The organism is Intestinirhabdus alba (genome assembly GCF_009711095.1).
In the GTDB taxonomy this organism is placed as follows: Bacteria; Pseudomonadota; Gammaproteobacteria; order Enterobacterales; family Enterobacteriaceae; genus Intestinirhabdus; species Intestinirhabdus alba.
In genome coordinates this window covers 1-23,895 of sequence record NZ_WMJZ01000043.1, presented here as the reverse complement: position 1 = coordinate 23,895, position 23,895 = coordinate 1, and the positions used below count along the sequence as shown (strand labels likewise).

Here is a 23,895-nt window from a genome sequence, read left to right as displayed (position 1 = left end):
AGCTACATCACGCTGGACGCCAATAAAATCGAGTCGGCGACGCTGGGGGAGTACCTGACAAAAGCGGGATACTACGGCCGTTTACAACGTTATAGCGATCCGCAGGAGATGCCGACGGTGGCCGTTATTATCGCCGACTCCGGTGATACCGCCCGTCCGGAGATGGACAGCGATACGGATAACGACGCGGCAGCCAAATTTAGCTTTTCTTAACAGGGACGCAAACTATGATAATCAGCCCACCTTTTCTGAGAGCGCGCAATGATAATGAGATGGACGGCGACTGGGTGACGCGGATGATGCCGGGCAATGCAGAAAGAGGCTTTCCGGTAAATCGCCAGCGGTCATGGCATGGCGGTATCCATATTCCCCATACGGACCACGGAAGTAAGCCGGAACGGGTGAGGTGTATTGCGGATGGCAAAATTATCTCCCTGCGCAGGCCGGATCAGGATAAAAGAGATGTTTTTCCGCTTAACTATAACGGCAAAACGGACTACGGGTACGTTCTGCTGAAGCATGAAACGGAGATCGGCAGCGGTGACGGCGGCAGGATCGTTTACTATTCGCTGTATATGCATTTAAAAAGCCTCAGCGCCGGTATTGAAGCGGGAAAAAGAGTTTACCGTAAAGATCCGCTCGGCACGGTGGGAATGGTGGATGGCAAAAATGAGATGCATTTTCAGATATTCTGTGATGACGCCAATATAGAGAAAATTACCGGCAGGGTTACGCCGGAGCTGGATCTCAGTAAAGACGGGCGTACGGACGTGGTCTACGGTGATATTCACTTTTATCTGCCGGCAGGCACGCCCGTTTACGAAAGTATGCCGGAGGATAACTCTCTGGCCGTTAACGGCCCCATGAAGCCGACGGGCGAGCCGCTGTATGTCACCATGCGCTTTCACCGGGGGCAGTGCACGATGGTGACGCGGCGACAAAATCCTGTGCTGACGGAGCAGTATGAGGCTGTCGGGGAGCCGCTGGTGGATGAAGACGGGAAGGAGTATGAATACAACCTGTATGCCACCGCGCTGAAGCTCTATCCGTCCAGCCCGAGCGCCGGCTATGAAATGCTGCGCTTTGGTCGGGTGGTGAATACGGAACATGAAACCTTATCGCCGGCAGATGCGCCTTTATGGCGGACGATCAACACGCCGGAGGGCAAAGGGATGGTTAATCTGGGGGCGAGGGATATCCGGGTTTACAGCGACGGTGATTTTCCCCACTGGACGGGCTGGCGTCTGGTGGATGATGACAAAGACCACAACAGCCAGTGCAACTCCCCGACCGTATTTGGTCCGGCGGGTGGAGATACCAGCCGGATGATTTGCCACTTTCCGCTGGAGTGGGATAAAGAGACGGTGGAGTCGCGGTTTGCATGGCTGAAGTCGCCGAATGAGGTGCTGGCTGAGCCGATGCAGGAGTGTGACTGGAAGCTGTTTACCGAACACGGGAAAGCGCTCTGTCTGGCGGAGAACCCGCTGCCGTCCGGCCGGGTATGGCATTTTGAGCCACGCAGGTTTATTGAGCACTTCAGGAGGTGTGGGTGGATAGATAAGCTGAGTTTAAGTCGTATTTATCCCGATACTTCTGAAAGTATTAGAGAGAAATATCGTACTTCTTTAAATATCATATTGCTGAAATATGGTATAAATATTCCATTGCGAGCTTCGCATTTTTTGGGGCAAGGAGCGGTTGAATCACAAAGTTTGAAGCTTATGGTTGAGGGTACGGTATCGTTTAGCCGTCATCCGGAGCATCCATCATTTGCTGAAGAAACTGAAGGCTATTATGCTGATCCTGAAGATATATATGGTTATTTTCATAATTATGAACGCACTGGCAACAACTTAGGAAATGTAATCAAGAGTGACTTGCGAAATTCACAGAACATACCTTTATCTGTAGTAATTGGAAGGGATTCTCATAACAGACCAGTGTTAACTTCACCTCAACGGAGGTTGATTAATAAAAATTATTCGCACGTTGGTGATGGAATGAAGTTCCGTGGGCGAGGTTTTAAGCAGTTGACCGGGTTGGCAAATTATACCGAATATTGGACTTATAGAGGATGGTTGCATCGTTCGGATTATGATAGCAGGTGGTGGACAAATCCTACAGAGTTAAGAGTTCCTGTAATCAATAATCCACAAAAAGTATCCTTAATACCCTATAATTGTATTGATTCAGGTGGGCAATTTGCTATAAAAAATGGCGTTTTGAGAAAAGCAGATAATGGATTATCAAACAGAGATTCGAGAGCTGTTAGTAAGATAATAAATAGATGGGATGAGGCGTCTTTTTTACGTAGATTTAACTCAACGCGAGGTGTATATTCTATTTTAGGAGATGATTAAATGAAGTTTATTATTTTTATATTTTTTGTATTTTATACTAATTATAGTTATAGCGACGAAAGTCGTAAAATAATCTCCTTTAAAGAAGGGAGTCTGAGCGTCCCCTATAAATGGTTTGTTGAACATGAAGACAACTGTATACGCCTGAGTAAATATGCTGAAGATGATTCCAGTTATCTTACAGTATGTAAATATAAATCAGATGAAGAAAATGAAAAAGAGAATTACTTTATAATAAATGAGGATGGGAAATGGGAAGCTGTTAATGATGGAATCCCTGTCTTAGCTGATTTAAATATAAGATCAAATTTTACTGGAAAAAGTGCAATTGTCTCATGCAGATATAAAGATGAAGCGGGTTATCATATCGATGAGTGTTTTCAGGCGGAGGTGGATTTACCAGTCAATACTTTCTTTGTTTTTACGGGGAGAGGAAGTTCTTCATTTTTTAAAGAGTATAAGGATATATATCTTTCGTTTGAAATCAATTAATGGTTATTAGCAAAAAATTTACACCTAAACTTTAAGATGCAGGTTTGAGCACCTAGGTGCCAGGGAAAGATTATGAAGAGTACGTTTTTTGCACAGATGATAGAATAAAAACATAGGCCTGATGATACGCAAAAACTGTCATTATATTTAAGTATTAATAAAGCTATTAAAGAAAACAATATAACTCTCACTCACTCGCGGGAAATTGCTTATGCTATAAATGGAGGTTATAATAAAGCTAAAGAGCGATGGCAGCATACGGTCAGAATAGCAAAAATCTTCATGGATAAAGTTGATTGAGTCAAATATTATGCGAAACTATTTTTTTTGTAATATATTATTCATCTTGAATATAGCTATGCCCTTCGGTTCTGCAGCGGTAAGCTTTAAGTTAGAAGGAGATGGTAAATTAATTGTCACAAAAAGTGATGGTTATAAGACCTATCCTCTGGATATCAATATCGATGGTTATAAAGTAAGTTGTGATGGACGTAAAATAATTTTATGGGGGCATCCTAAGAAATTTAACGAAAGTAACCCACAAGATTCAAATGCTATACTGATTTTTTTACAAACTGATGTAACCAAAACATATGGGTTCAGTAAAGGAATTTTTGGTGTTAATTATTTGGCAGAAAAGAATGTTGCTTATATAGGCTCTGGTGGTGGATATTATCTGAATTTGAAAACAGGAGCAATAGAAAATGTACAAGGGAGTGTTGATATGAGTAATGACGAATTCTATGAAAAATGTAAAAAAGATAAAAGCTGGGAGTTTAGTCGGTATGAATAAACTTAAATTTTTAGATTGAAATAGCGTATTTTTCATTCTCAGGAGTGCTTGCTGCTGGGGTAGTACAGCTCCGCGGCGCAGGGAAAGAGCACGAAAAATACTTTTTGGCACAGATAATAAAATGAAAAACATACGCCTGATGACATGAAAAAACTATTATTTTAGGGTTGATTATATTCAACTGTCCTCAGGTTATTATAAGGGTAAAATATAGTTCTTAAAAAGATAATAGCGTATATATACTAAATAACGGCTAATGTCAGAGTTAACTACACGAGGCAAGCTGAAAATGATTAATAATTTTCTATGGTTTTTTGTCTATTTCGTCACAGCTTCGGCATTCTCTCATATTAAAGTGGTTGACTCTGGCCTTTTGAGTAGGGCTGAACAGAAAATACTAGAATCTGTATCCAGAGAGCACAAACCTTATGCACTTGATTATATAAAGTATAATTATGAAGGGGAAGATAAGGAGAATGGGCCTGGATCTTACTATGTATATAAAAGCAATATACTGAAGGAGGCGGGGCTATATGCTATTCCATATGTATACAGTACCGCCTATAAAGATCATAGTCTGGGACGTTTTCAAAAATGTAATGTCTTGTTGATGAGAGAAGGGGCTGGATTTGCATTAATAGAAAATAAACAATCAGATGCGTATTCACCTTGCCTTGGGGTAAAGGATATGCATCTGTTAAATTTGGATAACGTAATTTGGTTTATATTTACGGTAAGTTATATGGAAGCTCAGAACGCCAATGATTTTGATTATGAAATAGATGAGTATTATTTCTTTAACAAGAAAAATGAAGATTTCTGTTATATCGATATAGCTCCAGATTTTTTGAAGAGCGACCTTAGTGAAGGAGGTTTAATTATGGAGTTAAAAAAATACAGACCGGCCAATACGGATATTTCTTGCGTTAAATTAAATTAACATGCACCATGTCTAAGATATATTTTGCATAAAATGGCTCAATACAATTTTATACCAGTAGCGCTGTTTTTACCTGTTGTTCAATGATATTGTAAAATATATTGATTATAAGTATGGCCTTGAGTGTCAAGTAATAGAGACAATATAAGGGTAAACAAAATATTACATAAATGAAGATTTCTGACAGGCCGGAGTTATAGCGAATTTGCTGGTAGCACCAGGAAAGGCAGTCTACAAGAAAGGGGGCTCTTAGTGGCAAAAATTAATTATTGATTTTTTATTCGTTTGCTGCTGTATGTGCAACAAGTATAGAAAAAGATACTATATATTAACGGATATACTATAAAGTTAAATGAAAAGGAACAAATTCACTTTGAAGTGATGAATTCTGCGGGTGAAAAATATGTATGCATAATCAATAACTGGAACAAAAATTTTTATCCCGGTACAGGACTTATATCATTAACCAGCGATCGGAAAGGGATATTGATTTATTCTACTAACGGAAATGAAATTTCCGGATAGACAAGGGAACTTTGTTTTTGATAAACCTGAAACAGAACTAAGGGGGAGTTAATGAAAAATTTATATTATTTGTCTGCTCTTTTACTTGGCATTTCTGTAAATGCGAAAATTTTACCTGATACTAATATTCCGGATGATTTTAATAATAGTGAATATATAATAAAAACTATTAATCCTAACTCATATAATACTGTGGAATCCAGTGGTTGCAATGAAATAAAATATAAGGATTTTTTTTATTATACTGATATGAGCAGTGGTGAAAAAATTATTGATTATTTCCCTAAACATAATCTCTCTTGTCTTTTTAGTGGTAGTGTTTATGATATTGGATATAACATAGGTCTTCCTGAACAAGTTGTTTATTCGGAAAGTAACTCTCTATGGGTAAAGAAAAAAAGTAGAAAAGCGGACATGAGTTTTTCTTTTAACACTGCGCCATATAAACAGATAAAACTTTATAATATTATTTCAGGAGGGCTGAGAGGCTATGCTGTTGTTAATTATAATATTACGGATTATGACAGGGAGGTGTATAAAAATAAAGAAATAAAAAAAATCATTAGTTTTTGTTTAATTAATGGACAAGATGCATTATGTGGATCAGGAGATGCAGGTGTAAATATTAATGGTAAAAATATTGATCTGACACCATATATTTTAAAATCGCTGGAGAGCGTCGAAATGGGGATTGCCAACCCATTATTTATCAATAAGGAATAGAGTGTTGATTATGATTTATTCATCATATGAAAAAGACCCGCTTATTAAATGGTTTCATTGAAAGATGTTGTGTCTATGAGGGTGCTTTGGTAGTGTTAACAGAGATGAAACTTTCAAATAAAAAGGGTGAATATAGTCTTGATTGCCTGAGCTGATGGAGCTAAGGAGATAAATATGAGAAAATGTATAATCTTTACACTCTTTGTCTTTTTAGGTGTTTCTGTTTCTGAAGCAAAAATTAGCCCTGAAATAAAAATTCCTTATGGATTTGAACCAAAAAACTTTTTTATCGAAAAAATAGAGCCATACTCATATAATTCGGTGGAAACAAGTGAATGCGCCAGTGTAGAGTATAAGAAATACTCCTTCTCTATGGGAAATGAAAAAGCTAAGGGTCAACTATTACTTGATAATCTGGTCTGTTTGACAGACAGAAATGTTTATGAGAGTGGTATTATTCCTGGGCTTGAAGAGAGGATTTCTTATTCCAGAGGGAAAAATATATGGGTAAAGTTAAAAAATAAAAGATCGGAAATCTCCTCCCCCTATCTTAAAATACCGTACAAGCCCATTAAACTTTATAATATAGTCTCTCCCAACGCCAGAGGTTTTGCCGTTGTCAGTGAAAACATTCTTCCTGAATATCGTGAGTATAAAGGAATAATAAAGGAACTGTACTTTTGTCTGGTGAGGGAGGATTATGCTTTATGTGGCAAAAACAATATAACGACAGATGTAAAAGATGAAGAGGACAGACTAACATTTTATTTCTTAAAATCAGTGGAAAGCATGAGTATAGGCTTAAGATGATTTTAAATTAATTGATGATTAAACAAGGAGTATTATGCGATTGATCTTTTTATTATTTATATCCTTATGCTCATCAATTTTATATGCCGGAGATTATAGCTTTTATTTTTGTGCTAAAACATCAGAGGATTTTTTTGCAGATATACTACCGAAGAAAGCTGAAGATAATAATAGAAAGGAATCCTATATTTTGATGGCATTTGACAATGAAACAATAGACTTTTCTCCTGGAGATAACAGAGCTACGGTAGAAGGAAAGGCTTATATTTTAAAAAAGAGCTTGTTGGAATTTGATATGTTGTCGATTATGACTATGAAAAATGATGAAACAACAGATATCATTACTTATCTTGGTAAAAATAATAAACTTTCTGATCTCCTGTTCTATAGTGATGTGACAAAGACTAGTGACAAAGATAATATCCCTGCGCTGGTTATCCTGTATATATCAAAAAATGGCCTGGTTTACCGTTTGTATATGAATGAAATTAGTCAGAAAGAATGTCTGGGAAAATACCCGGAATGGGTTACCAATAAACTCAGTTTTAATTAAGAAAGGTACGTTGAAAATAATAGATACGAATGTATCGGGGAAAAATGGCGATGATAAAGTCATAGAAGAAGTTACCTCGGCAATCAATGGGGCAAAAAATGGAATAGAGCAAAGAAAAAAAGCCACCCAAAAAGCTAAGGAGATAACAAATGATAAAATTTAACCGTTTTTTATTAATCTTACTTTTTAACTTCTGTCTGATAAAAACCTCTGAAGCTATGTATCATACTACAGTTAGTGTGGGAGGATATGAAATTAATTTAAGCAAAGAAGCAAAAGGAACGCTCGAAGTGAGGAAAGGAATGTCAGGGCAGAGTATATTTTGCAATATTAAAAATTGGAGTAAACCCCCGTCTACCGGTACGGGGATTATATCTTTGACAAGTGACGACACGGGGTTGTTAATTTATCCGGGCAATCAGTATATTAAAATAAAAGAACTCCTGGCATGTAACTATGGTTCAGTGAAGTTATATGATATTCCATACCCTGAAGATCTTCCTGGCGTTGTCATAGATGTTAATTTTAATAAGAAGATACTCATGTCTCTTATTGTAACAGATGCTCAGGCCAGTTTATACCAGACGGTAGTCTCTTACTTTAACGGCAATAAGAATATTTTTTCCGGAAAAGGTTTTTGGGATGAATTTTCAGATGAGGAAGGGGATTCATTTTATGTTGACTTAGATGATTTCTATATTGGAAAAATATCTTCAAATGGAGAATACATCTCTCCGTCATTTCTGGATTGCTCTCCATCATCTTTTCCGGGAGTCTGGAATATAAAGAGCAGAAAAAAGGTTGTTTTTCAGGACAAAGCTGACTCCATTATCGAAAATAAATGTAAAAAACTTTTCACTGGTGAAGCAACTCTTAAAGAGTTAAAAGGTCAACTATTGGATCAATAAGCAATTTATACCCGTCATACTTCAAGTTGCATGTGCGTTGGCTTTATTCGGCCCTGGGGCCTCACCCTGAAGGGCCGCCGCCAGCGGCGTTCAAATCAGCTTAGCTGATTTGTCCTCGCTCACCCCAGTCACTTACTCCAGTAAGCTCCCGGGGATTAATGAGAGACATCCCTGTCTCTCACCAGAGGCAGCCTGCGGCTGTTCAAATTCGTTCCTGACGAATTTGTCGCTGCGTCGCCGCGTGATTCGGCCTGTCGGCCTCAGCCCTTCGGGGCCAGCCCTGGGGCTATTCAAAACGCGCTGCGTTTTGTCCTGCAACTCGAATTATTTAGGGTATATATTCCGCCAGAGGCTGAAAGCGCGAAACCGGAAAGGCCGCCGTCCGGACAGGCGGCGGGAAGGCGCGGTCAGGCAAAAAAGGATGGCCGTCCGCGTTTAGCGATGATAGAAAATTTCGCCGTCATAGATTTTAAGGATTTTCCCTTCGGCTTCGGTAATCAATACATAGCTGCCGCCCATATAGGTCCAGCGGGTCCCGGCGTCCGGTGCGGGAAGATTGCGCTGCTGCCACTGCTTAATATTGTATTCCGGCGTGAGGTAGAGCGGCGGCACGGTATCACCGACGTGAAACTGCCTGAAATCTGAAGTTACGCCATCAAGCTCATATTTCTGCAGCGCGTCGTCGGTGGTCGTTGCCGCCCACGCGCCGCTGGCGCAGGTCAGCAGTACGCCCAGAAGCATCATCTTTGTTTTACGCATACTATCCTCGTTGTTAACCTGGACACAAAATTGCAGCCTCGTATGATTCCTGAAGCGTCAGGGCAAAGGCAAGTCCCGGCCCGGAGAAAAGTGTAAGCAAACGGCGAAGGAGGTGGGAATTTCGACGGCCAGCGCCGGATTTAAGATTATTCTGCGGCCCGGAGGCGACTGGCGCAGCCAGAGCGGATACGGGCCGCAACTGAAGCGCTGTGTCCCTTAACCGTTCGTGAGCATCGATGCCACGCCCGGCCAAGGGAAACAGCCTATTTTGTTACACCCATCAGGACTACCCTCAGAAGCCGGCGCAGCCCCGGTTTACAGGGGCAGGTAAAAGCGTCCTGCCGGGCGCTACGGCCGCTTCATGCCGCATCGCCCACTGGCTTCAGTGCTTCACGAGCGTGGCGAAGTAATACACCAGCGGAACGGCAAGTACCCACAGGCCAATGGGGATCTCTCTCCATTTTCCGGCAATCGCCTTGATCACAATATAAAACAGCAGCCCGCCGGCGATACCCGTGCCGAAGCTGTTGGCAATCAGGGTGACCATGACCATCATCAGCACCGGCAGCCCGTCGGTGAAATTCGCCAGATCGACTTTGCGCAGGCCGCTGAACATATTCAGGCCGATCAGGATCAGCGCCGGGGCGGTTGCCTCTTTCGGGATCATCAGCGCTACCGGCGTAAACAGCAGCATCAGCAGAAACATCACCGCCGCCGACAGCGCGGTCAGCCCGGTTTTTCCTCCGGCCTCCGCCGCCGCGGAAGATTCAATAAGCGCGGTCGCCGCCGGAATACCCAGCCACGGGCCAACGGCGGCGGCAATGGAGTCAACCATAAACGGATGGTTGATATTCGGCATATTGCCCTTTTCGTCCAGCAGACCCGCCTCGCCGCCTACCGCCAGGGTGGTGCCCATCGTGGAGAAGAATTCCGAAGCAAAGAAGACGAACAGAAACGGCAGGAAAGCGATATTCAGCGCGCCGAGCATATCGATCTGCGCAAAAACCGGCGACAGGGAGTGGGGCATATCGATAAAGCTGCCCGGCAGTTTGGTTACGCCCATCGGGATGCCGATGAGGGTCGCAAAGAGGATCGCCCACAGAATCGCGCCGGGGATCTTTCTCGCCTGCAGCGCAATGGCCAGGAACAGCCCGCAGAGGGCCACCAGCGCGCCGGGAGAGAGAAAATCGCCGAGCATCAGCGCGTTGGTTTTAACGTTAGCCAGCACCAGACCGGCGTTCCGGAAGCCAAGCACTGCAACAAACAGGCCGATAGAGGCGGTAAGCCCGAGCTTAATCGACTGCGGCACTGAACGGGTAACCACCTCGCGCAGGCCAAACTTGGTCAGCAGGAAAAAGAGAATGCCCGACCAGCAGGCGATGCCGAGGCCTACCGGCCAGCCGATGCCTTCGCTCCCTGCGAGGGTGACGCCGACCAGCACCGAACCGCCGATGCCGGGGCCGACGATAAACGGCAGGTTAGCGTAAAAGGCCATCAGCAGGGTTCCGCCAACGAACACCAGAATGGTGCCGGTGGTGGCCGCGCCTTTGTCCATCCCTCCCGTGGCCAGCAGGCCAGGGATGACGACCAGCAAATAGGCGGCGGCAAGAAAGCCGGTGATCCCCGCCAGGCATTCGGTGCGCAGAGTGCTGCCGCGGGAGTACAGGGCAAAGCGACGCTCAAGCCAGCTTCCCTGCGTTGTTGAATGAAGTGTATTGTCAGCCATGCTCAGGCTCCCTGTTGTTCATTGTTGTATGGTTCCGGAATTTCCCGGCACGCTATCAGCGGGTCGACTATCCGGCGCGTGCTGCCGTCGGTCAGGCCCAAATCGGTTAAGTGCGGCCCGGCGTTACAGGCGAGGCAGGTGCCTTCAATCGCCTTGAAAACCCGGTACGGCGGCTCCCAGTCGGCGACCCTGGCGCTCAGGTCGCGGAGCTGGCGGAACTGGCGGGCCAGCTCCGGCGCGGGCAGATCGGAGAGCATCCCGGCGATCGGCATCGCCACGTGGGCCAGAATTTCGCCCTGCTGGGCCAGCGCCATGCCGCCGCCGGAGGCGATCAGCTGGTTCGCCGCCAGCGCCATCTCTCCGGCGTCGCGGCCCAGCACCACCAGGTTATGCGAATCGTGGGAGTAGCTGGTGGCGATGGCACCGCGCAGCTCGCCCCAGCCCTCCAGCAGCGCCATCTGCGGTGTGGCCTGATGGCGGCCGTGGCGATGTTTGACCCAAATCAGGCTGAAGCCCTCCGGGATGATAACTCTGCCGTCGCGGATCGCGACGTCAACTTCGCCCCACCGGGTAAAGCGCGCGCCGCGAATGTGCCGCAGGCGAGCGACGCCGTGGCGGATACCGCCGACGCGGAGGTAAAAGTCATCGGCGCTGAGCGATGCCAGCCGAAGGGTATCGCGCGGTGGCGTGACGCCCGTGGCTGGCGGAATGGGCTGCAGCAGCACGCCGTGGCGGGCGATCGGCTTCCCGGCGACATAGACCTCCAGCGCCTGCAGTTTTTCCAGGGAATCAAAGACGACCAGATCCGCCCGGCGTCCGGCGGCAATCAGCCCCAGATCGTTGCGCTGCAGGCGGATCGCCGCGTTGAGTGTGGCGAAGCGCAGCGCGTCGATCGCCGACAGGCCGTGCTCGATCAGCTGGTTGAGCAGGGCGATGATACCGCCTTTTTCCAGCAGCATGTCCGGCGGAACGTCGTCGGTGCAGACGGTAATTTGCGAGGAGAGATGGGGCAGCGTTTTCAGCGCTTTTACGATCTCCGGCAGCAGATAGGGATGCGAACCGCGAATTTCGATGGTCAGCCCGGCGCGCAATTTTTCCAGCGCATCTTCCCCCGAGGTAAGCTCGTGGTCTGACGTGACGCCCGCAGCGAGATAGGCCTGCAGGTCCGCACCGCTCAGCCCTCTGGCGTGACCCTCAATCAGCTTACCGCTGTTCAGCCCGGCCTGAACGATCTCCTGCATTCGCTCGCTGCCGTGCAGCACCCCATGCATATCCATTACCTCCGCCACGCCGCGCACCTCCGGCCACGTCAGCATTGTGTCCATTTCGGCACCGGCAAAATCAGCGCCGGACATCTCCAGCCCCGGTGTTGAGGGAACGCTGGACGGTGCGGCGACCATCACCTGTAGCGGCAGGTGCCGGCTGGCGTCGATGGCGTAGCGGACGCCCTCCACTCCCAGCACGTTCGCCAGCTCGTGGGGGTCCCAGAACAGGGCGGTGGTGCCCTGTGTCAGCACGATCTCCGCGTAGCGCTCCGGCGGCAGGTGCGAGCTTTCAAGATGAACGTGGGTATCCATCAGCCCCGGCGATAAAAAGCAGCCTGCCAGGCTGCGCCGTTCGCCAGCGTCCGTCCGGCTGCCGCGCGGGTGCACGCTGGCAATAATATCGCCGACGATGCCGACGTCGGCTTCACGAAGCTCGCCGGTTGCCATATCGACAACCTGCGCGTCGGTTAATAACAGATCGAAAGGGATTTCACCGCGGGCGGCCTGAACGGCGCGGCGGCGGGTTTCAGCACTGCTGGACATAACAACTCCGGCACAAGGATAATGCGCATACTCTAGGGGCAGAGCAAACGTTTGCCCAGATGAATAAATTTATTGTCCAATAACCTCGGGTTATTCTGGATAACCGTCGTTCCTGGCGGCTCCCGGCAGTGAACAGGGCAGAGCGCACAGACCGACCTTGGCCCGCCGAAGAGCAGCCCTGGCAAGACGGGATAGCGCGTAGTCTTCACCATCTGCCCGGACAGACGCACAGCGCCGGAGCGCCCGCGGCCTGAAGCAGAGAATTAGCGAAGGATATTATGATCGAACCCTGGCAGCGCCTGCCTGCGCTCTCACTTAAGCAGATTCAGTATTTTGTGACCCTGGCCGAACAGCGGCACTTCACCGATACCGCCAGGCTGCTGGCTATCAGCCAGCCGGCGTTAAGCAGTGCGCTGCGGCAAATCGAGACGGTTTTAGGCGGCAAGTTGATTAATCGAACCGCCTCGGCGGTGACGCTTACCGAACTCGGCGCGGCGATATTGCCCCATGCCCGGCGGGTGCTGAGCGTGGCGCAGCTGGCGTTTCAGGATATGCAGCAGATTGTGACGGCGGGCGGCGACGGTACGGTGCGCATCGGGCTGGTGCCGTCGGTGAGCTCGCTGCTGTTTCCGCTGCTGCCGCAGACTCTGGCACAGGCCTTTCCGCGCCTGCGGGTTGAGTTTCACGATCGCACCAACGATGCGCTGTGTCGGGAGCTGCAGGCCGGGCAGCTGGATTTTGCAATTGGAGCCATTGACAGTTCACTGCCCACCGCGCTGCAGGTTTTTTCTCTGCGGGACGATCCTTTTGTTGCGGTGCTGCACGGCGACGATCCGCTGGCCGGGCAGCCGCACCTGCCGTGGAAGCAGCTGGTCGGCCGGGATATTGCGGTATTCTCAAAGGGAAATATACAGCGGCTGGTCGGCGCGCTGGCGGAAAGCCATCATCTGACTCTAAGCGCGCGTTATCAGGTTGATTATATTGAAACTTTGTACGGCCTGGTGCGCTCCCGGTTAGCGGTGGCGATTCTGCCCGAGCTGTATACCACTCATCTGCAGGATCCCTGCCTGAAGGTGGCCCAGCTCCAGCAGCCTGCGCTGACGCGCACCGTGGCTCTGATGCGCGGCCCGCAGCCCCTGCCGCCGCTGATTGAGGCGTGCTTTTCGTTGCTGCTTAATTCACTGCGGCAAGCCAGGCGTTAGGGATGCTTTCTGAGGCATTGGAGATTTTCGTAGCGGTGAAATGATGGCGTAAACAGCGTCGGAGCCAGGGACCGGGAGCGGATCGGCGTTGGTAGAATGCGAGAGGGATAACGGAAAATTTCTTTCTGCCATTTAAAATCAAAGCGTTACCGCTCTTTAATAAAATGAATAAGTTATAAAAAAGTTGGTAGAATGTTTTGCCCTGAAAAACCGTTTTAGAAACAAGAAGATATTTTTAGTCTGTTCCCCGCGCGAGCGGGGATAAACCGTTGAGCAGCGGCGGTGAGCCGCACATGAACCCCTGTTCCCCGCGCGAGCGGGGATAAACCGCCTGTCAGGATAAATTCAATAACCTGAAACACCTGTTCCCCGCGCGAGCGGGGATAAACCGAAAAGCAGCATCCTCTTCACTCAAACCCATAGCTGTTCCCCGCGCGAGCGGGGATAAACCGGTTATCTCGAACTTCGTTTTACGAGGGCGATACTGTTCCCCGCGCGAGCGGGGATAAACCGACGAGCACCCGGACTACCCGGAGTTCATCGCCCTGTTCCCCGCGCGAGCGGGGATAAACCGGCTACGTTACAGTCACCACACATCACATTCAGCTGTTCCCCGCGCGAGCGGGGATAAACCGTCAGGCAGTGCGAGCTGTTTCTGATAGTGCGGCTGTTCCCCGCGCGAGCGGGGATAAACCGCGGATTAACAGAATGAAGAAAGGCGACTATTACTGTTCCCCGCGCGAGCGGGGATAAACCGTCGGCCGCTTTGCGGGCGGTTGGCGAGGCGTCCCTGTTCCCCGCGCGAGCGGGGATAAACCGTTTACCAGACCGAGAACGGCACTTTGTACCCGCTCTTCCCCGCGCGAGCGGGGATAAACCGATGGTCTCCTCATCGCGGCGGATATACTGAGTCTGTTCCCCGCGTGAGCAGGGATAAACCGTGCTTTCCCGTATTGCCGGCACGGCAGGCGCTCTGTTCCCCGCGCAAGCGGGGATAAACCGTTCCGCACCGGTGCAATTTAGTTCGTGAGTCACCTACAGAACCGAACGAAATAATGGAATGTTCGTGCGGTTCCTGACTGATAAAATTTTCAAAAGATGATGATTAAGCACAGCTTCCTGAAGGACTTTTCAGATCATAGCGGTAAAGTGTTAATTCCTTAAAAATTATGAGTTAACTATAGCTATATTCATGTAAAATGACGTCTTAATTGTCTGTCTATTTTATTTGGGTCTATGGGATTAGGGATGAAGTATCGGAATGATATTGACGGCCTCAGGGCTATAGCAGTAATGTTAGTGATTGTTTTTCATGCGGGGTTATCTGTTTTTCCCGCAGGCTTTATTGGGGTTGATGTCTTCTTTGTCATATCCGGTTTTCTTATAGCGAATATCATAAAAAACGGTATTGAACAGAAAGCATTCAGTTTTACACAATTCTATCTTCGCCGGGTATGGAGATTATTACCAGCAATGGTAACGATGATTCTCTTTGCCTTCGTATTGGCCAGTATATTTTACCTGCCAGCTGATTATGCGCCGTTTCTTAAGAGCGTTAAACAGACATTTTTAATTGTTTCAAATCGATATTTTGGTAAAGAAACAAGTGCCTATGCAGCACCTGATGCAGACTCAATGTTACTTCTACATACGTGGTCATTATCCGTTGAGTGGCAATGGTATCTTATTTTTCCATTAGCATATTATTTATTGCAGAAAAAGGTTAGTAACAGAAGTATAATGTTATGTGCTCCTGTTTTAACATTAATAGCATTATCTATCACTTTTCATTACACAACGGCACAACCGACAAAAACATATTATTTCTTTGCGAGTCGTTTATTTGAATTCTTAATCGGTGTGTCCGCATGTCTGTTCATGCCTAAGCTTCAATCACTCAAACTGATAATAAAGAATCTGTTGTCTCTTTTCTCATTAGGTGGGATTGTATATATTGCAGTACAGAACGGAGTCATCGACGGCTACCCGAACGGGTATACACTTGCGGTAGCGGTATTCACAGCCGCTTTGATCATCACCGGCACTGATCATAAATCTCTCGTTAATCGGGTTTTATCAACGCCTCCTTTGGTATATATTGGCAAAACTTCATATTCATTATATTTGTTTCATTGGCCGGTTTTTGCTGTACTGCATTATATTGGATATAACGGTCTGATTTGGCGTTCAGGTGGAATAGCCGTAAGTGTGGTTCTGGCTCTTGGATGCTACCATCTAATCGAAACGCCACTTAGAAAGCCTCGCTATGGCTTATTGAAAACTATAGCGCTTTTAATTATTGCCCCGCTCTTATTCATTATTGTATTTACATCAATAAGTAAGCGATTCGATGAGTTCAGTTATATCCGCTTTGGAAGCGAACTTTACCGGATTAACCATACGCTGGAAAGCGCAAATTTAAAACAGCGTCAGCGTTGTATGAATACCAATGTTACGGGAACTAACGTAGAGTGTACCGTGGGATATGCCAGTTCTCATAAGAAAGCATTATTAATGGGCGACTCGCACGCCAACCAATACTGGAACTTCTTCGATATAATGGGTAAAGATGCTCATATCTTAGTGGATATGAAAGCAACTTCATTATGTCTGGCCACGCCTGAGGTTTATCATGCGGATCTCTATTTAAAAGAAGGCTATTATTACAAGACTTGCCATGATAATGTTGAGCAGTATTATAAACAGATAAAGTCGAAAAAATATGATTATGTCATCATTGCGCAGGTTTGGCCTAACTATGCGAACTTCAGCGTCAGAAGTAAGTTAGATGAAAAGTCTACACCTGATAATTCTATTAAGGAAATTGGAGTATCAACTGAAAAAGGCATCAGGTTGATAATTGAGTCGGGAGCAACGCCTGTTTTAATTAATACAATGCAGCCTATGCCTGATAACTATTTAACCTGTTTTTATGAACACTTTAAAACCAGGGGGAAATATGTCCATAATGATTGTAATCAAGACTCCAGACCTGCGAGAGTTGCATGGGTTGAGCAGCTTTTCTCAAACCTTAAGGACAAATATCCATCTCTGGTAATTATTGATCCAAAAGATGTGCAATGCCCGAATGGAGTCTGCAAAGCAGAAATTAATGGAATCCCTTTATATCGCGATGTTGGACATCTTAATGATTATGCAACGAGGATGTTAGGCCAGGAGTATCTTGAAAAGATAGGGAATCCCTTCAAGTTACAATAAACTAAACACTGGCCACCAATAGAGAGGCCACCCATTTAACCGCGGCATCCGGCAGACACTCCGGATGCCGGTTACAGCGCATTCCGCCATCAGCATACCCGCATTATTTTCTCGCGCTACCGGCTTGTTGACCTTACCCCATTTTTGGCACAGGCCAACTTTATTGCTTTATCGTGGAGCATACCGTTACGTGATTTATTCTGAATACTGTGCGTGTTAAATCAGGGCGATCCTGAACAAACAGAACGGGAACTTCCCATCGTCATCCCACATCGGCGAGGAAGTGCCGCAGCGGCTTGCGTCGTCCGCTGACTTCCCGTAACCTGCTGCCGGGATAGTGAATCCCTCAATGACTCGGGGTGCCCTTCCTTGCGAAGGCTGAGAAAGACCCGTACCACCTGATCTGGATAATGCCAGCGTAGGGAAGTCAGAGACCTGTCGCGGTACTCGCTTCTTCGTCGTCTGGCAGGAGCGATACCATGCAGCCTGACCTGCCCGATTTACACGCCTTATGCGCTTTTCGCGCCCGCTCTCCGCTCACCCACTGCATGACCAACGACGTGGTGCAGACCTTTACCGCCAACGTGCTGCTGGCGCTCGGTGCCTCGCCGGCAATGGTGATTGAAGCCGAGGAGGCGGAACAATTTGCCGCCGCAGCCGATGCGCTGTTAATTAATGTCGGCACCCTGACCGCTTCCCGGGCGCAGGCGATGCGCCGGGCCGTTGAACGCGCCGCCGCCGCCGGAAAGCCCTGGACCCTCGATCCGGTCGCCGTCGGGGCGCTGGCCTTTCGCAGCCGCTTTTGTCAGCAGCTTCTTTCGTTAAAACCCGCCGCCGTGCGCGGCAACGCCTCTGAAATCCTGGCGCTTGCCGGAACACGCGCAGGCGGGCGCGGGGTGGACTCCGCCGACAGCGTCGCCTCGGCGCTGCCCGCCGCGCAGGCGCTGGCGCGTCAGGTGGGATGCATCGTGGCGGTTACCGGGGAGGTGGACTACGTTACCGACGGCGAGCGCACCGTAGAGGTGACCGGCGGCGATCGCCTGATGACCCGGGTCGTGGGCACCGGCTGTGCACTGTCGGCGGTCGTGGCTGCCAGCTGCGCCCTGCCGGGCGATACGCTGAACAATGTCGCCGCCGCCTGCGGCTGGATGAAGCGGGCCGGGGCGACGGCCGCCCGACGCGCGCAGGGGCCGGGCAGCTTCGTCCCCGCTTTTCTTGACGCGCTGTACGCGCTGCATGAGGAGGAAAGTTCATGAAACGAATCAATGCGTTAACCATCGCCGGCACCGATCCCAGCGGCGGGGCGGGTATTCAGGCCGATCTGAAGACCTTCTCCGCGCTGGGGGCCTACGGCTGTTCGGTCATTACCGCCCTGGTGGCGCAAAACACCCGCGGCGTGCAGTCGGTGTACCGCGTTGAACCTGACTTTGTCGCCGCTCAGCTGGATTCCGTGCTCGGCGACGTGCGCATCGACACGACGAAAATCGGTATGCTGGCAGAAACCGATATCGTTGAAGCGGTGGCGGAACGCCTGCAGCGCTACCGGGTGCAGAACGTGGTGCTGGACACGGTTATGCTCGCCAAAAGCGGCGATCCGCTGCTTTCCCCTTCGGCGGTGTCAACCCTGCGCACCCGCCTGCTGCCGCTGGTATCCATCATTACCCCGAACCTGCCGGAGGCCGCGGCGCTGCTGGAGGCACCCCACGCCCGCACCGAAAAAGAGATGCTGGAGCAGGGGCGGGCGCTGCTGGCGATGGGCTGCGGCGCGGTGCTGATGAAGGGGGGCCATCTGGAAGACAGCCAAAGTCCGGACTGGCTGATCGACCGCGACGGCGAGCGGCGTTTTACCGCGCCCCGGATACAGACCAAAAATACCCACGGCACCGGCTGCACGCTGTCGGCGGCGCTGGCGGCGCTGCGCCCGCGGCACGACGACTGGGCGCAAACGGTGCAGGAGGCGAAAAGCTGGCTGTCGGCGGCGCTGGCCCGGGCGGATTCGCTGGAGGTGGGGCAGGGGAACGGCCCGGTGCATCACTTTCACGCCTGGTGGTAGCGCGCGGAGCGCCTTAGCGTGGCCTGCCGGGCGGCGACGGTACGGCCGTCAGGCGTTCGCTCGCCGTCGCGCTGCATCCTCCACGATTTTGCGTATATACTGGCGAACAACTGATTGCCAGGAAAAGAGTCATGGAACAAGCGCATACCCGGCTCATCGCGCGGCTTAATGAACGCATTTCAGCGGCGGACAACGCGCCGCTGTACGTTAAATTCGCCGAAACGGTCAAAGAGGCCGTGCGCAGCGGCATCCTTGCGCAGGGCAATATTCTGCCCGGCGAGCGCGAACTCAGCCAGCAGACCGGCGTGTCGCGCATTACGGTGCGTAAGGCGATGCAGACGCTGGAAAAAGAGGGCGTAGTGACCCGCGCCAGGGGCTACGGGACGCAGATCAACAACGTTTTTGAATATTCACTGAAGGAGGCGCGCGGCTTCTCGCAGCAGGTGCTGCTGGGTGGTAAAAAGCCGGATACCCGCTGGGTCAGCAAGCGGATAGTCGCGTGTCCGGAAGAGGCGGCGTCGCAGCTGGCGCTGAGCGCAGGCAGCAAGGTGTACCAGCTTAAGCGCATTCGCTATGTGGATGGAGAGGCCGTCTCCCTGGAGGAGTCCTGGGTGCCGGTTGACCTGATCCCCGACGCCGACGCCATCGGCATTTCGCTGTACGACTACTTCCGCAGCCACAATATCTCTCCCCAGCGCACCCGCTCGTGGGTCAGCGCCCGGATGCCGGACGCCGAATTTCAGGGCCATATTCAGACAGACAGCCATGTGCCGGTGCTGGTGATCCGCCAGGTGGCGCTCGACTCGCAGCAGCGGCCCGTGGAGTACAGCATCAGCCACTGCCGCAGCGATCTATACGTCTTTGTGTGTGAGGAGTAGCTCGTCGCGCAGCGGGGCGCAGTCGCCGCCGCGATGTCCCACCACCCAGGCGGCTACCGCGTTGCCCAGCAGCACGGCGTCCGCCAGCGACCAGCCCGATGCCAGCCCGGCCAGCACGCCGCCGGCGTGGCTGTCGCCCGCGCCAATCGTGTCCACCACCTCGGTGGCAAAGGCGGGCACCCGGCCGCTGCCCTGCGGGCTGAAGTACCACGCGCCGTCCCTGTCCTGCCGCACCACCAGCGGGGCGTTAAACCGCCTGGTCCACTCCGCGCCCAGCGCGTTTATTTCGCGAGGGAGCCCAAAGCGTTCGGCGGCAAGCTCCGCCTCCTGGCGATTCAGGGAGACCAGCGGACGACAGGCCATGATCCTTGCCATTAGCGCCCCGGAAATCTCGCCGATGCGCGGACCGAAGTCGATGAGCGCCGTCGCCGGGCAGGCCTCTTCCAGCCACTGCGCCAGCCGTTCGCCGCTGGCCGAAGCCAGTTGATAGCCCGACAGATAAATCAGGCCGTCGGCCGGGGCGGGCAGCCGCGCCAGCCATCCGGCGCGCCACTGGTTCTCCACGCCGCTGAAGGAGAGAAAAGTGCGCTCGCCGTCCGGCTCCACCAGCGCCAGGCACCAGCCGTTGTCGCCTTCGGCGTCGTCGATAAGGCTGCGCAGCCCCTCTTTCGCCATGCGGCTGCGGATAATGTCAGACCACGCGCCCTGGCCCAGGGGCAGGGCGCTGTGGGCCTCCACGCCCAGCCGCTTCAGCGTTACCGCGATGTTCAGCGCGCAGCCGCCGACCCTGACCTCCTGCTGCTTAAGCTCGACGTCGCAGCCGCGCCGGGGCAGCGCGCCGGTACGGGCAATGACGTCGACCACCGCCGCGCCGATAACCGTTACCGGACGGCGGGCCGCCAGTTGGGGCAACAGCGTCCGCAGGCGGGCCGCGTTCATGCCGCCTCCCGCCGCTGCCGAAACGCCGCCAGCGCGTCGGCGTAGCGGGCGAAATCAAGCTGATTGACCGCGTCCAGCTCCTGCTTCAGCGCCGGATCGATAGCGCCTGTGCCCCGCAGCGCGCCGCAGATGGCGGTTGCCATCGCGCCGATGGTGTCGGTGTCGCCCCCGAGGTTGGCGCAGAGGATCGCACAGCGGTTAGGGTCGGTATCGGCCAGCTCCACCATGGCGATCGCGCAGGGCACCGACTCAATGGTGCTGGTGCCCGCGCCGACAATCTGGTAGAGCCGCTCGCTGGCCGACTCCACGCCGTCGGCCTCGCGGACGATCCGCAGGGCCATCTCCAGCCGCGCCGCGAGGGAGGCGCTGAAGGTGGTGATGCGTTTTTGCTGGGCGTGGCGGGCGACGGCGGGCAGCGAATCGGCGATCGCCGACCAGGCAGCGCCGTCGACGGCGCGGGAGATGGCCCACGCCACCACGACCGCTCCGGCCACCGCCAGATCTGATTTGTGGGTCGGGCTGGAGGCCAGGGCGACCGCATCGATAAAGGCGTCCAGATCGCGCGGCGGCAGCAGGCAGCCGAGCGGGGAAACGCGCATCGCCGCGCCGTTGGTAACGCCGTTGTTTTCCAGCTCCGCCAGCGGCCTGCCGTCGCGAATGGCGTTCAGGGCGATTTTGGACGTCGGGCCAAGCACGTTTTTATTGAAGGCGTCAAAGTCCTGCGCCCATGCCAGAATATTCCGGCCGATCAGCTCCGGGTCGATCTCCCCGTCGCGGGCGAGCAGGGCGTCGGCCAGGCAGAGGGCCATCGAGGTGTCATCGGTAAATTCCGCGCGGTTGAAGTAGCAGGCGGCGCTGTTCTCCGGCGGCCCCGGCAGAAAGCGGTCAATCCAGCCGAAATGCGCCTTCACCCTGGCCCTGGGCCACAGCTCCGAGGGCATTCCCATGGCATCCCCTAAGGCCTGCCCGTACAGGGCACCGAGAATACGTTCTGTTTTCAATTTACTTCCCCTTGTGTCAGCTGCGCGTCGCGAACCTTAATCGCGCGAATTTCTTTGTCGGATTCGCGGAAGAAAAGCATAAACAGGACGGCGATAACGGCAATCATCACCGCGCCGAACGCCCACATGCCCGCCCAGTTAAAGGTGAGGCCGTTGACCGGCGTCTGATAGGCAAACAGTTTTTCCATCATTACGCCGCCGAGGCGGTAGCCGAGCAGGCTGCCGAAGCCCTGGCAGCAGAGAGTGATCAGCCCCTGGGCGGCGGTGCGCATATGCGCCGGTGCCTTTTTATCCACGTAGATATAGGCGGTCACGTAGTAGAAGTCGTAGCTGACGCCGTGCAGCAGAATGCCCAGGAACAGCAGGCCGTAGGTGAAGTAATCCTCCGCGCCGCCGTAGATAAAGAAGGCATAGCGGATTGCCGCGGTGATAAGCCCTAGCAGCAGCACTTTCTTAATGCCGAAACGACGGGTGAAGAACGGCAGCGCCAGCATAAAGAAGATCTCGGAGAACTGGCCGAGGGTCATCCAGCCGGTGGCGTTATGCATGCCGACTTCCGTCAGGTAGCCGTTGGCGAAAATGTAATAGAAGGCCAGCGGCATGGCGAACAGAAACGAGCAGAAGAAGAAGACGAGAAAGTTTTTGTCGCGCAGCAGGATCAGCGCGTCCAGCCCCAGCATCACTTTGAAACTCAGCTTGCCGGTGCTCTTCGGCGGCGTGTCCGGCAGGAAGAAGGCGAACAGCCCGAGCAGCACCGAGCTGCCGGCGGTAATCAGCAGCGGAATATTGGTCGGTGAAATATCGTCATAGCCCAGCATTTGCGGCAGGAAGCCGCAGACGAGGCCGGAGGCGATCCAGCCGACGGTGCCCATCACCCGGATGCGCGGGAAGTCGCGCTCCACGTCCGGCACGTTGGCGAAGGCGATGCTGTTGGTCAGCGCGATGGTCGGCATATAGGTCAGCGAGTAGGCCAGCAGCAGGGGAAAGAATCCGGCGAAGGTGCTCTGCTGGGCGGCGAAGTACATCAGCGCCGCGCCGACGAACATTAGCACCGCCAGCACCTTTTGCGCAGAGAAGAAGCGGTCGGTCAGCGAGCCGACGAGAATCGGCGAAAGAATGGCGGCAATGGCGCTGCAGGCGTAGGACCAGCCGATTTCACCGGCGGTAAAGCCGGACTTGCTGAGCCACAGCCAGAGCGGAACGAACCAGGCTCCCCAGATAAACCACTCAACGAACATCATGAATGACAGTTTCACTGTAGTTTTCATCTTTGAATTCTTCAGGACAGGAAAATGAGGGCGTGACAGTATCATTTAATAATACCTTTAAAATACCTTTAGGGTGAAAGTATGACTCCGGTAACACTTTTCCGTTCGTGAATCGAGCCAGCTGACGGGCTGAAAAAATGCCCGGGCGGGGAAAATCCGCCGGGCGCTTTCGGCCCCGTCGCTGACCGTCGGATGCGGGACAGGGCAAACAATTCATTCTTCGCAGACTATCGCACCGCCGCTAACCGGATAAAGAGACCAGGTTCTGTCCGGAAATCGGGAAATAGTGTACGTGAGTTAATGCGCAATTTTAACTATACCCAAAATAATTCGAGTTGCAGGACAAAACGCAGCGCGTTTTGAACAGCCCCAGGGCTGGCCCCGAAGGGGTGAGGCCGACAGGCCGAATCACGCGGCGACGCAGTGACAAATTCGTCAGGAACGAATTTGAACAGCCACAGGCTGCCTCTGGTGAGAGACAGGGATGTCTCTCATTAATCCCCGGGAGCTTACTGGAGTAAGTGACTGGGGTGAACGAGGACAAATCGGCTTAGCCGATTTGAACGCCTCTGGCGGCGGCCCTTCAGGGTGAGGCCCCAGGGCCGAATAAATCCAACGCACATGCAACTTGAAGTATGACGGGTATATTCACAATCCTGAATTATTGCTTTTGGCATAGTGCCAGACTGGTGCAATAAGAGGAGCGGGCCTGGGGAGATGAGTGCCCATCTGGCTGGTTTACCTGACCTGCGATAACGCTCCATTTTTATGCAAAAAAGCTCCCGGGAAGAATTCTTTTAAACGGAGCATAACTAGCGATAAAACAGGCCGGTATTTTGGCTAAACCTGATCCATAAGCGAGGTTTTTTTTCGATACATCGCGCCTCTGCGGACATGTCATCAAAGCAAAGCAGGTCTGCGTCCTGGTCGGTCCCTCT

At 51.3% G+C, this 23,895-nt stretch carries 21 protein-coding genes, 1 pseudogene, 1 CRISPR repeat array and 1 riboswitch; of the genes and pseudogenes, 15 read left to right on the top strand and 7 right to left on the bottom strand.

Annotated features, from left to right (window positions below):
- From GJV78_RS20305 to GJV78_RS20260, 10 genes and pseudogenes are all read left to right on the top strand, one after another.
- Positions 1-213: pseudogene (locus GJV78_RS20305) on the top strand (hypothetical protein); the annotation flags it as partial.
- A gap of 14 nt (positions 214-227) precedes the next feature.
- The gene (locus GJV78_RS20300; protein ID WP_155110000.1) at positions 228-2,360 is read left to right on the top strand and encodes a M23 family metallopeptidase; all 2,133 of its coding nucleotides are present in this window, start codon (positions 228-230) and stop codon (positions 2,358-2,360) included.
- Positions 2,361-2,852, top strand: a complete 492-nt coding sequence (locus GJV78_RS20295; RefSeq protein ID WP_155109999.1) for a hypothetical protein — start codon at positions 2,361-2,363, stop codon at positions 2,850-2,852.
- Positions 2,853-3,162: 310 nt separating this feature from the next.
- Complete coding sequence (locus GJV78_RS20290; RefSeq protein WP_155109998.1) at positions 3,163-3,645, top strand: hypothetical protein; 483 nt, start codon at positions 3,163-3,165, stop codon at positions 3,643-3,645.
- Positions 3,646-3,934: 289 nt separating this feature from the next.
- Positions 3,935-4,585 (top strand): hypothetical protein, encoded by a 651-nt coding sequence (locus GJV78_RS20285; protein WP_155109997.1) that lies wholly within the window; start codon positions 3,935-3,937, stop codon positions 4,583-4,585.
- Positions 4,586-5,161: 576 nt separating this feature from the next.
- Positions 5,162-5,833: a hypothetical protein gene (locus GJV78_RS23770; protein WP_167519675.1), complete on the top strand. Its 672-nt coding sequence runs from the start codon at positions 5,162-5,164 to the stop codon at positions 5,831-5,833.
- 174 nt (positions 5,834-6,007) lie between these two features.
- A complete protein-coding gene (locus GJV78_RS20275; RefSeq protein WP_155109996.1) occupies positions 6,008-6,643 on the top strand; it encodes a hypothetical protein in 636 nt (211 codons plus the stop codon).
- Between the two features lie 34 nt (positions 6,644-6,677).
- Positions 6,678-7,196, top strand: coding sequence for a hypothetical protein (locus tag GJV78_RS20270; RefSeq protein ID WP_155109995.1), 519 nt, complete (start codon positions 6,678-6,680; stop codon positions 7,194-7,196).
- A 10-nt stretch (positions 7,197-7,206) separates the two neighbouring features.
- Positions 7,207-7,359: a hypothetical protein gene (locus GJV78_RS20265; RefSeq protein ID WP_155109994.1), complete on the top strand. Its 153-nt coding sequence runs from the start codon at positions 7,207-7,209 to the stop codon at positions 7,357-7,359.
- Positions 7,346-8,104, top strand: a complete 759-nt coding sequence (locus GJV78_RS20260) for a hypothetical protein (RefSeq protein ID WP_155109993.1) — start codon at positions 7,346-7,348, stop codon at positions 8,102-8,104. Before GJV78_RS20265 ends, GJV78_RS20260 begins: the two co-directional genes overlap by 14 nt.
- A gap of 435 nt (positions 8,105-8,539) precedes the next feature.
- Here the strand turns inward: GJV78_RS20260 and GJV78_RS20255 are convergent, their stop codons facing one another.
- The 3 genes from GJV78_RS20255 to GJV78_RS20245 all read right to left on the bottom strand — a co-directional run bounded on the left by GJV78_RS20255 (position 8,540) and on the right by GJV78_RS20245 (position 12,397).
- Complete coding sequence (locus GJV78_RS20255; protein WP_155109992.1) at positions 8,540-8,863, bottom strand: RcnB family protein; 324 nt, start codon at positions 8,861-8,863, stop codon at positions 8,540-8,542.
- A gap of 382 nt (positions 8,864-9,245) precedes the next feature.
- A complete protein-coding gene (locus GJV78_RS20250; protein WP_155109991.1) occupies positions 9,246-10,589 on the bottom strand; it encodes an NCS2 family permease in 1,344 nt (447 codons plus the stop codon).
- A 2-nt stretch (positions 10,590-10,591) separates the two neighbouring features.
- The gene (locus GJV78_RS20245) at positions 10,592-12,397 is read right to left on the bottom strand and encodes an adenine deaminase (RefSeq protein WP_155109990.1); all 1,806 of its coding nucleotides are present in this window, start codon (positions 12,395-12,397) and stop codon (positions 10,592-10,594) included.
- A gap of 278 nt (positions 12,398-12,675) precedes the next feature.
- Between GJV78_RS20245 and GJV78_RS20240 the strand changes: the two genes are divergently transcribed.
- The 5 genes from GJV78_RS20240 to GJV78_RS20220 all read left to right on the top strand — a co-directional run bounded on the left by GJV78_RS20240 (position 12,676) and on the right by GJV78_RS20220 (position 19,749).
- Entirely contained in the window at positions 12,676-13,599 is a 924-nt protein-coding gene (locus GJV78_RS20240) for a LysR family transcriptional regulator (RefSeq protein ID WP_155109989.1), read from the top strand.
- Between the two features lie 240 nt (positions 13,600-13,839).
- Positions 13,840-14,601: a CRISPR direct-repeat array (repeat unit 29 nt; unit sequence CTGTTCCCCGCGCGAGCGGGGATAAACCG).
- Positions 14,602-14,847: 246 nt separating this feature from the next.
- On the top strand, positions 14,848-16,818 hold the full coding sequence (locus tag GJV78_RS20235; RefSeq protein ID WP_167519676.1) for an acyltransferase family protein: 1,971 nt from the start codon (positions 14,848-14,850) through the stop codon (positions 16,816-16,818).
- A 345-nt stretch (positions 16,819-17,163) separates the two neighbouring features.
- Positions 17,164-17,260, top strand: a riboswitch (TPP riboswitch).
- A gap of 37 nt (positions 17,261-17,297) precedes the next feature.
- A complete protein-coding gene (thiM, locus tag GJV78_RS20230) occupies positions 17,298-18,074 on the top strand; it encodes a hydroxyethylthiazole kinase (RefSeq protein ID WP_155109987.1) in 777 nt (258 codons plus the stop codon).
- Positions 18,071-18,871 carry a bifunctional hydroxymethylpyrimidine kinase/phosphomethylpyrimidine kinase gene (gene thiD / locus GJV78_RS20225; RefSeq protein ID WP_155109986.1) on the top strand — a complete coding sequence of 267 codons (801 nt, stop codon included), beginning with the start codon at positions 18,071-18,073 and terminating at the stop codon, positions 18,869-18,871. The genes thiM and thiD overlap by 4 nt, the downstream gene beginning before the upstream one ends.
- Positions 18,872-19,002: 131 nt before the next feature.
- A complete protein-coding gene (locus GJV78_RS20220) occupies positions 19,003-19,749 on the top strand; it encodes a GntR family transcriptional regulator (RefSeq protein ID WP_155109985.1) in 747 nt (248 codons plus the stop codon).
- Here the strand turns inward: GJV78_RS20220 and GJV78_RS20215 are convergent.
- The 4 genes from GJV78_RS20215 to GJV78_RS24190 form a co-directional block, all read right to left on the bottom strand.
- Positions 19,723-20,688, bottom strand: a complete 966-nt coding sequence (locus GJV78_RS20215) for a PfkB family carbohydrate kinase (RefSeq protein ID WP_155109984.1) — start codon at positions 20,686-20,688, stop codon at positions 19,723-19,725. The two genes, GJV78_RS20220 and GJV78_RS20215, sit on opposite strands and share 27 nt — an antisense overlap.
- Entirely contained in the window at positions 20,685-21,689 is a 1,005-nt protein-coding gene (locus GJV78_RS20210; protein ID WP_155109983.1) for an ADP-ribosylglycohydrolase family protein, read from the bottom strand. The genes GJV78_RS20215 and GJV78_RS20210 overlap by 4 nt, the downstream gene beginning before the upstream one ends.
- On the bottom strand, positions 21,686-22,957 hold the full coding sequence (locus GJV78_RS20205; RefSeq protein ID WP_155109982.1) for a nucleoside permease: 1,272 nt from the start codon (positions 22,955-22,957) through the stop codon (positions 21,686-21,688). The genes GJV78_RS20210 and GJV78_RS20205 overlap by 4 nt, the downstream gene beginning before the upstream one ends.
- A gap of 812 nt (positions 22,958-23,769) precedes the next feature.
- A partial coding sequence (locus GJV78_RS24190; RefSeq protein WP_155109981.1) for a DUF943 family protein occupies positions 23,770-23,895 on the bottom strand: 126 nt, incomplete at its 5' end.

What these genes read in the sequence shown, in the direction of transcription:
- GJV78_RS20215 (WP_155109984.1), bottom strand. Translation starts at nt 20,688, where the DNA reads ATGAACGCGGCCCGCCTGCGGACGCTGTTGCCCCAACTGGCGGCCCGC.
- GJV78_RS23770 (WP_167519675.1), top strand. Translation starts at nt 5,162, where the DNA reads ATGAAAAATTTATATTATTTGTCTGCTCTTTTACTTGGCATTTCTGTA.
- GJV78_RS20275 (WP_155109996.1), top strand. Translation starts at nt 6,008, where the DNA reads ATGAGAAAATGTATAATCTTTACACTCTTTGTCTTTTTAGGTGTTTCT.
- thiM (WP_155109987.1), top strand. Translation starts at nt 17,298, where the DNA reads ATGCAGCCTGACCTGCCCGATTTACACGCCTTATGCGCTTTTCGCGCC.
- GJV78_RS20220 (WP_155109985.1), top strand. Translation starts at nt 19,003, where the DNA reads ATGGAACAAGCGCATACCCGGCTCATCGCGCGGCTTAATGAACGCATT.
- GJV78_RS20205 (WP_155109982.1), bottom strand. Translation starts at nt 22,957, where the DNA reads ATGAAAACTACAGTGAAACTGTCATTCATGATGTTCGTTGAGTGGTTT.
- GJV78_RS20240 (WP_155109989.1), top strand. Translation starts at nt 12,676, where the DNA reads ATGATCGAACCCTGGCAGCGCCTGCCTGCGCTCTCACTTAAGCAGATT.
- GJV78_RS20255 (WP_155109992.1), bottom strand. Translation starts at nt 8,863, where the DNA reads ATGCGTAAAACAAAGATGATGCTTCTGGGCGTACTGCTGACCTGCGCC.
- GJV78_RS20245 (WP_155109990.1), bottom strand. Translation starts at nt 12,397, where the DNA reads ATGTCCAGCAGTGCTGAAACCCGCCGCCGCGCCGTTCAGGCCGCCCGC.
- GJV78_RS20290 (WP_155109998.1), top strand. Translation starts at nt 3,163, where the DNA reads ATGCGAAACTATTTTTTTTGTAATATATTATTCATCTTGAATATAGCT.
- GJV78_RS20260 (WP_155109993.1), top strand. Translation starts at nt 7,346, where the DNA reads ATGATAAAATTTAACCGTTTTTTATTAATCTTACTTTTTAACTTCTGT.
- GJV78_RS20300 (WP_155110000.1), top strand. Translation starts at nt 228, where the DNA reads ATGATAATCAGCCCACCTTTTCTGAGAGCGCGCAATGATAATGAGATG.
- GJV78_RS20295 (WP_155109999.1), top strand. Translation starts at nt 2,361, where the DNA reads ATGAAGTTTATTATTTTTATATTTTTTGTATTTTATACTAATTATAGT.
- GJV78_RS20285 (WP_155109997.1), top strand. Translation starts at nt 3,935, where the DNA reads ATGATTAATAATTTTCTATGGTTTTTTGTCTATTTCGTCACAGCTTCG.
- GJV78_RS20250 (WP_155109991.1), bottom strand. Translation starts at nt 10,589, where the DNA reads ATGGCTGACAATACACTTCATTCAACAACGCAGGGAAGCTGGCTTGAG.
- GJV78_RS20235 (WP_167519676.1), top strand. Translation starts at nt 14,848, where the DNA reads ATGAAGTATCGGAATGATATTGACGGCCTCAGGGCTATAGCAGTAATG.
- thiD (WP_155109986.1), top strand. Translation starts at nt 18,071, where the DNA reads ATGAAACGAATCAATGCGTTAACCATCGCCGGCACCGATCCCAGCGGC.
- GJV78_RS20270 (WP_155109995.1), top strand. Translation starts at nt 6,678, where the DNA reads ATGCGATTGATCTTTTTATTATTTATATCCTTATGCTCATCAATTTTA.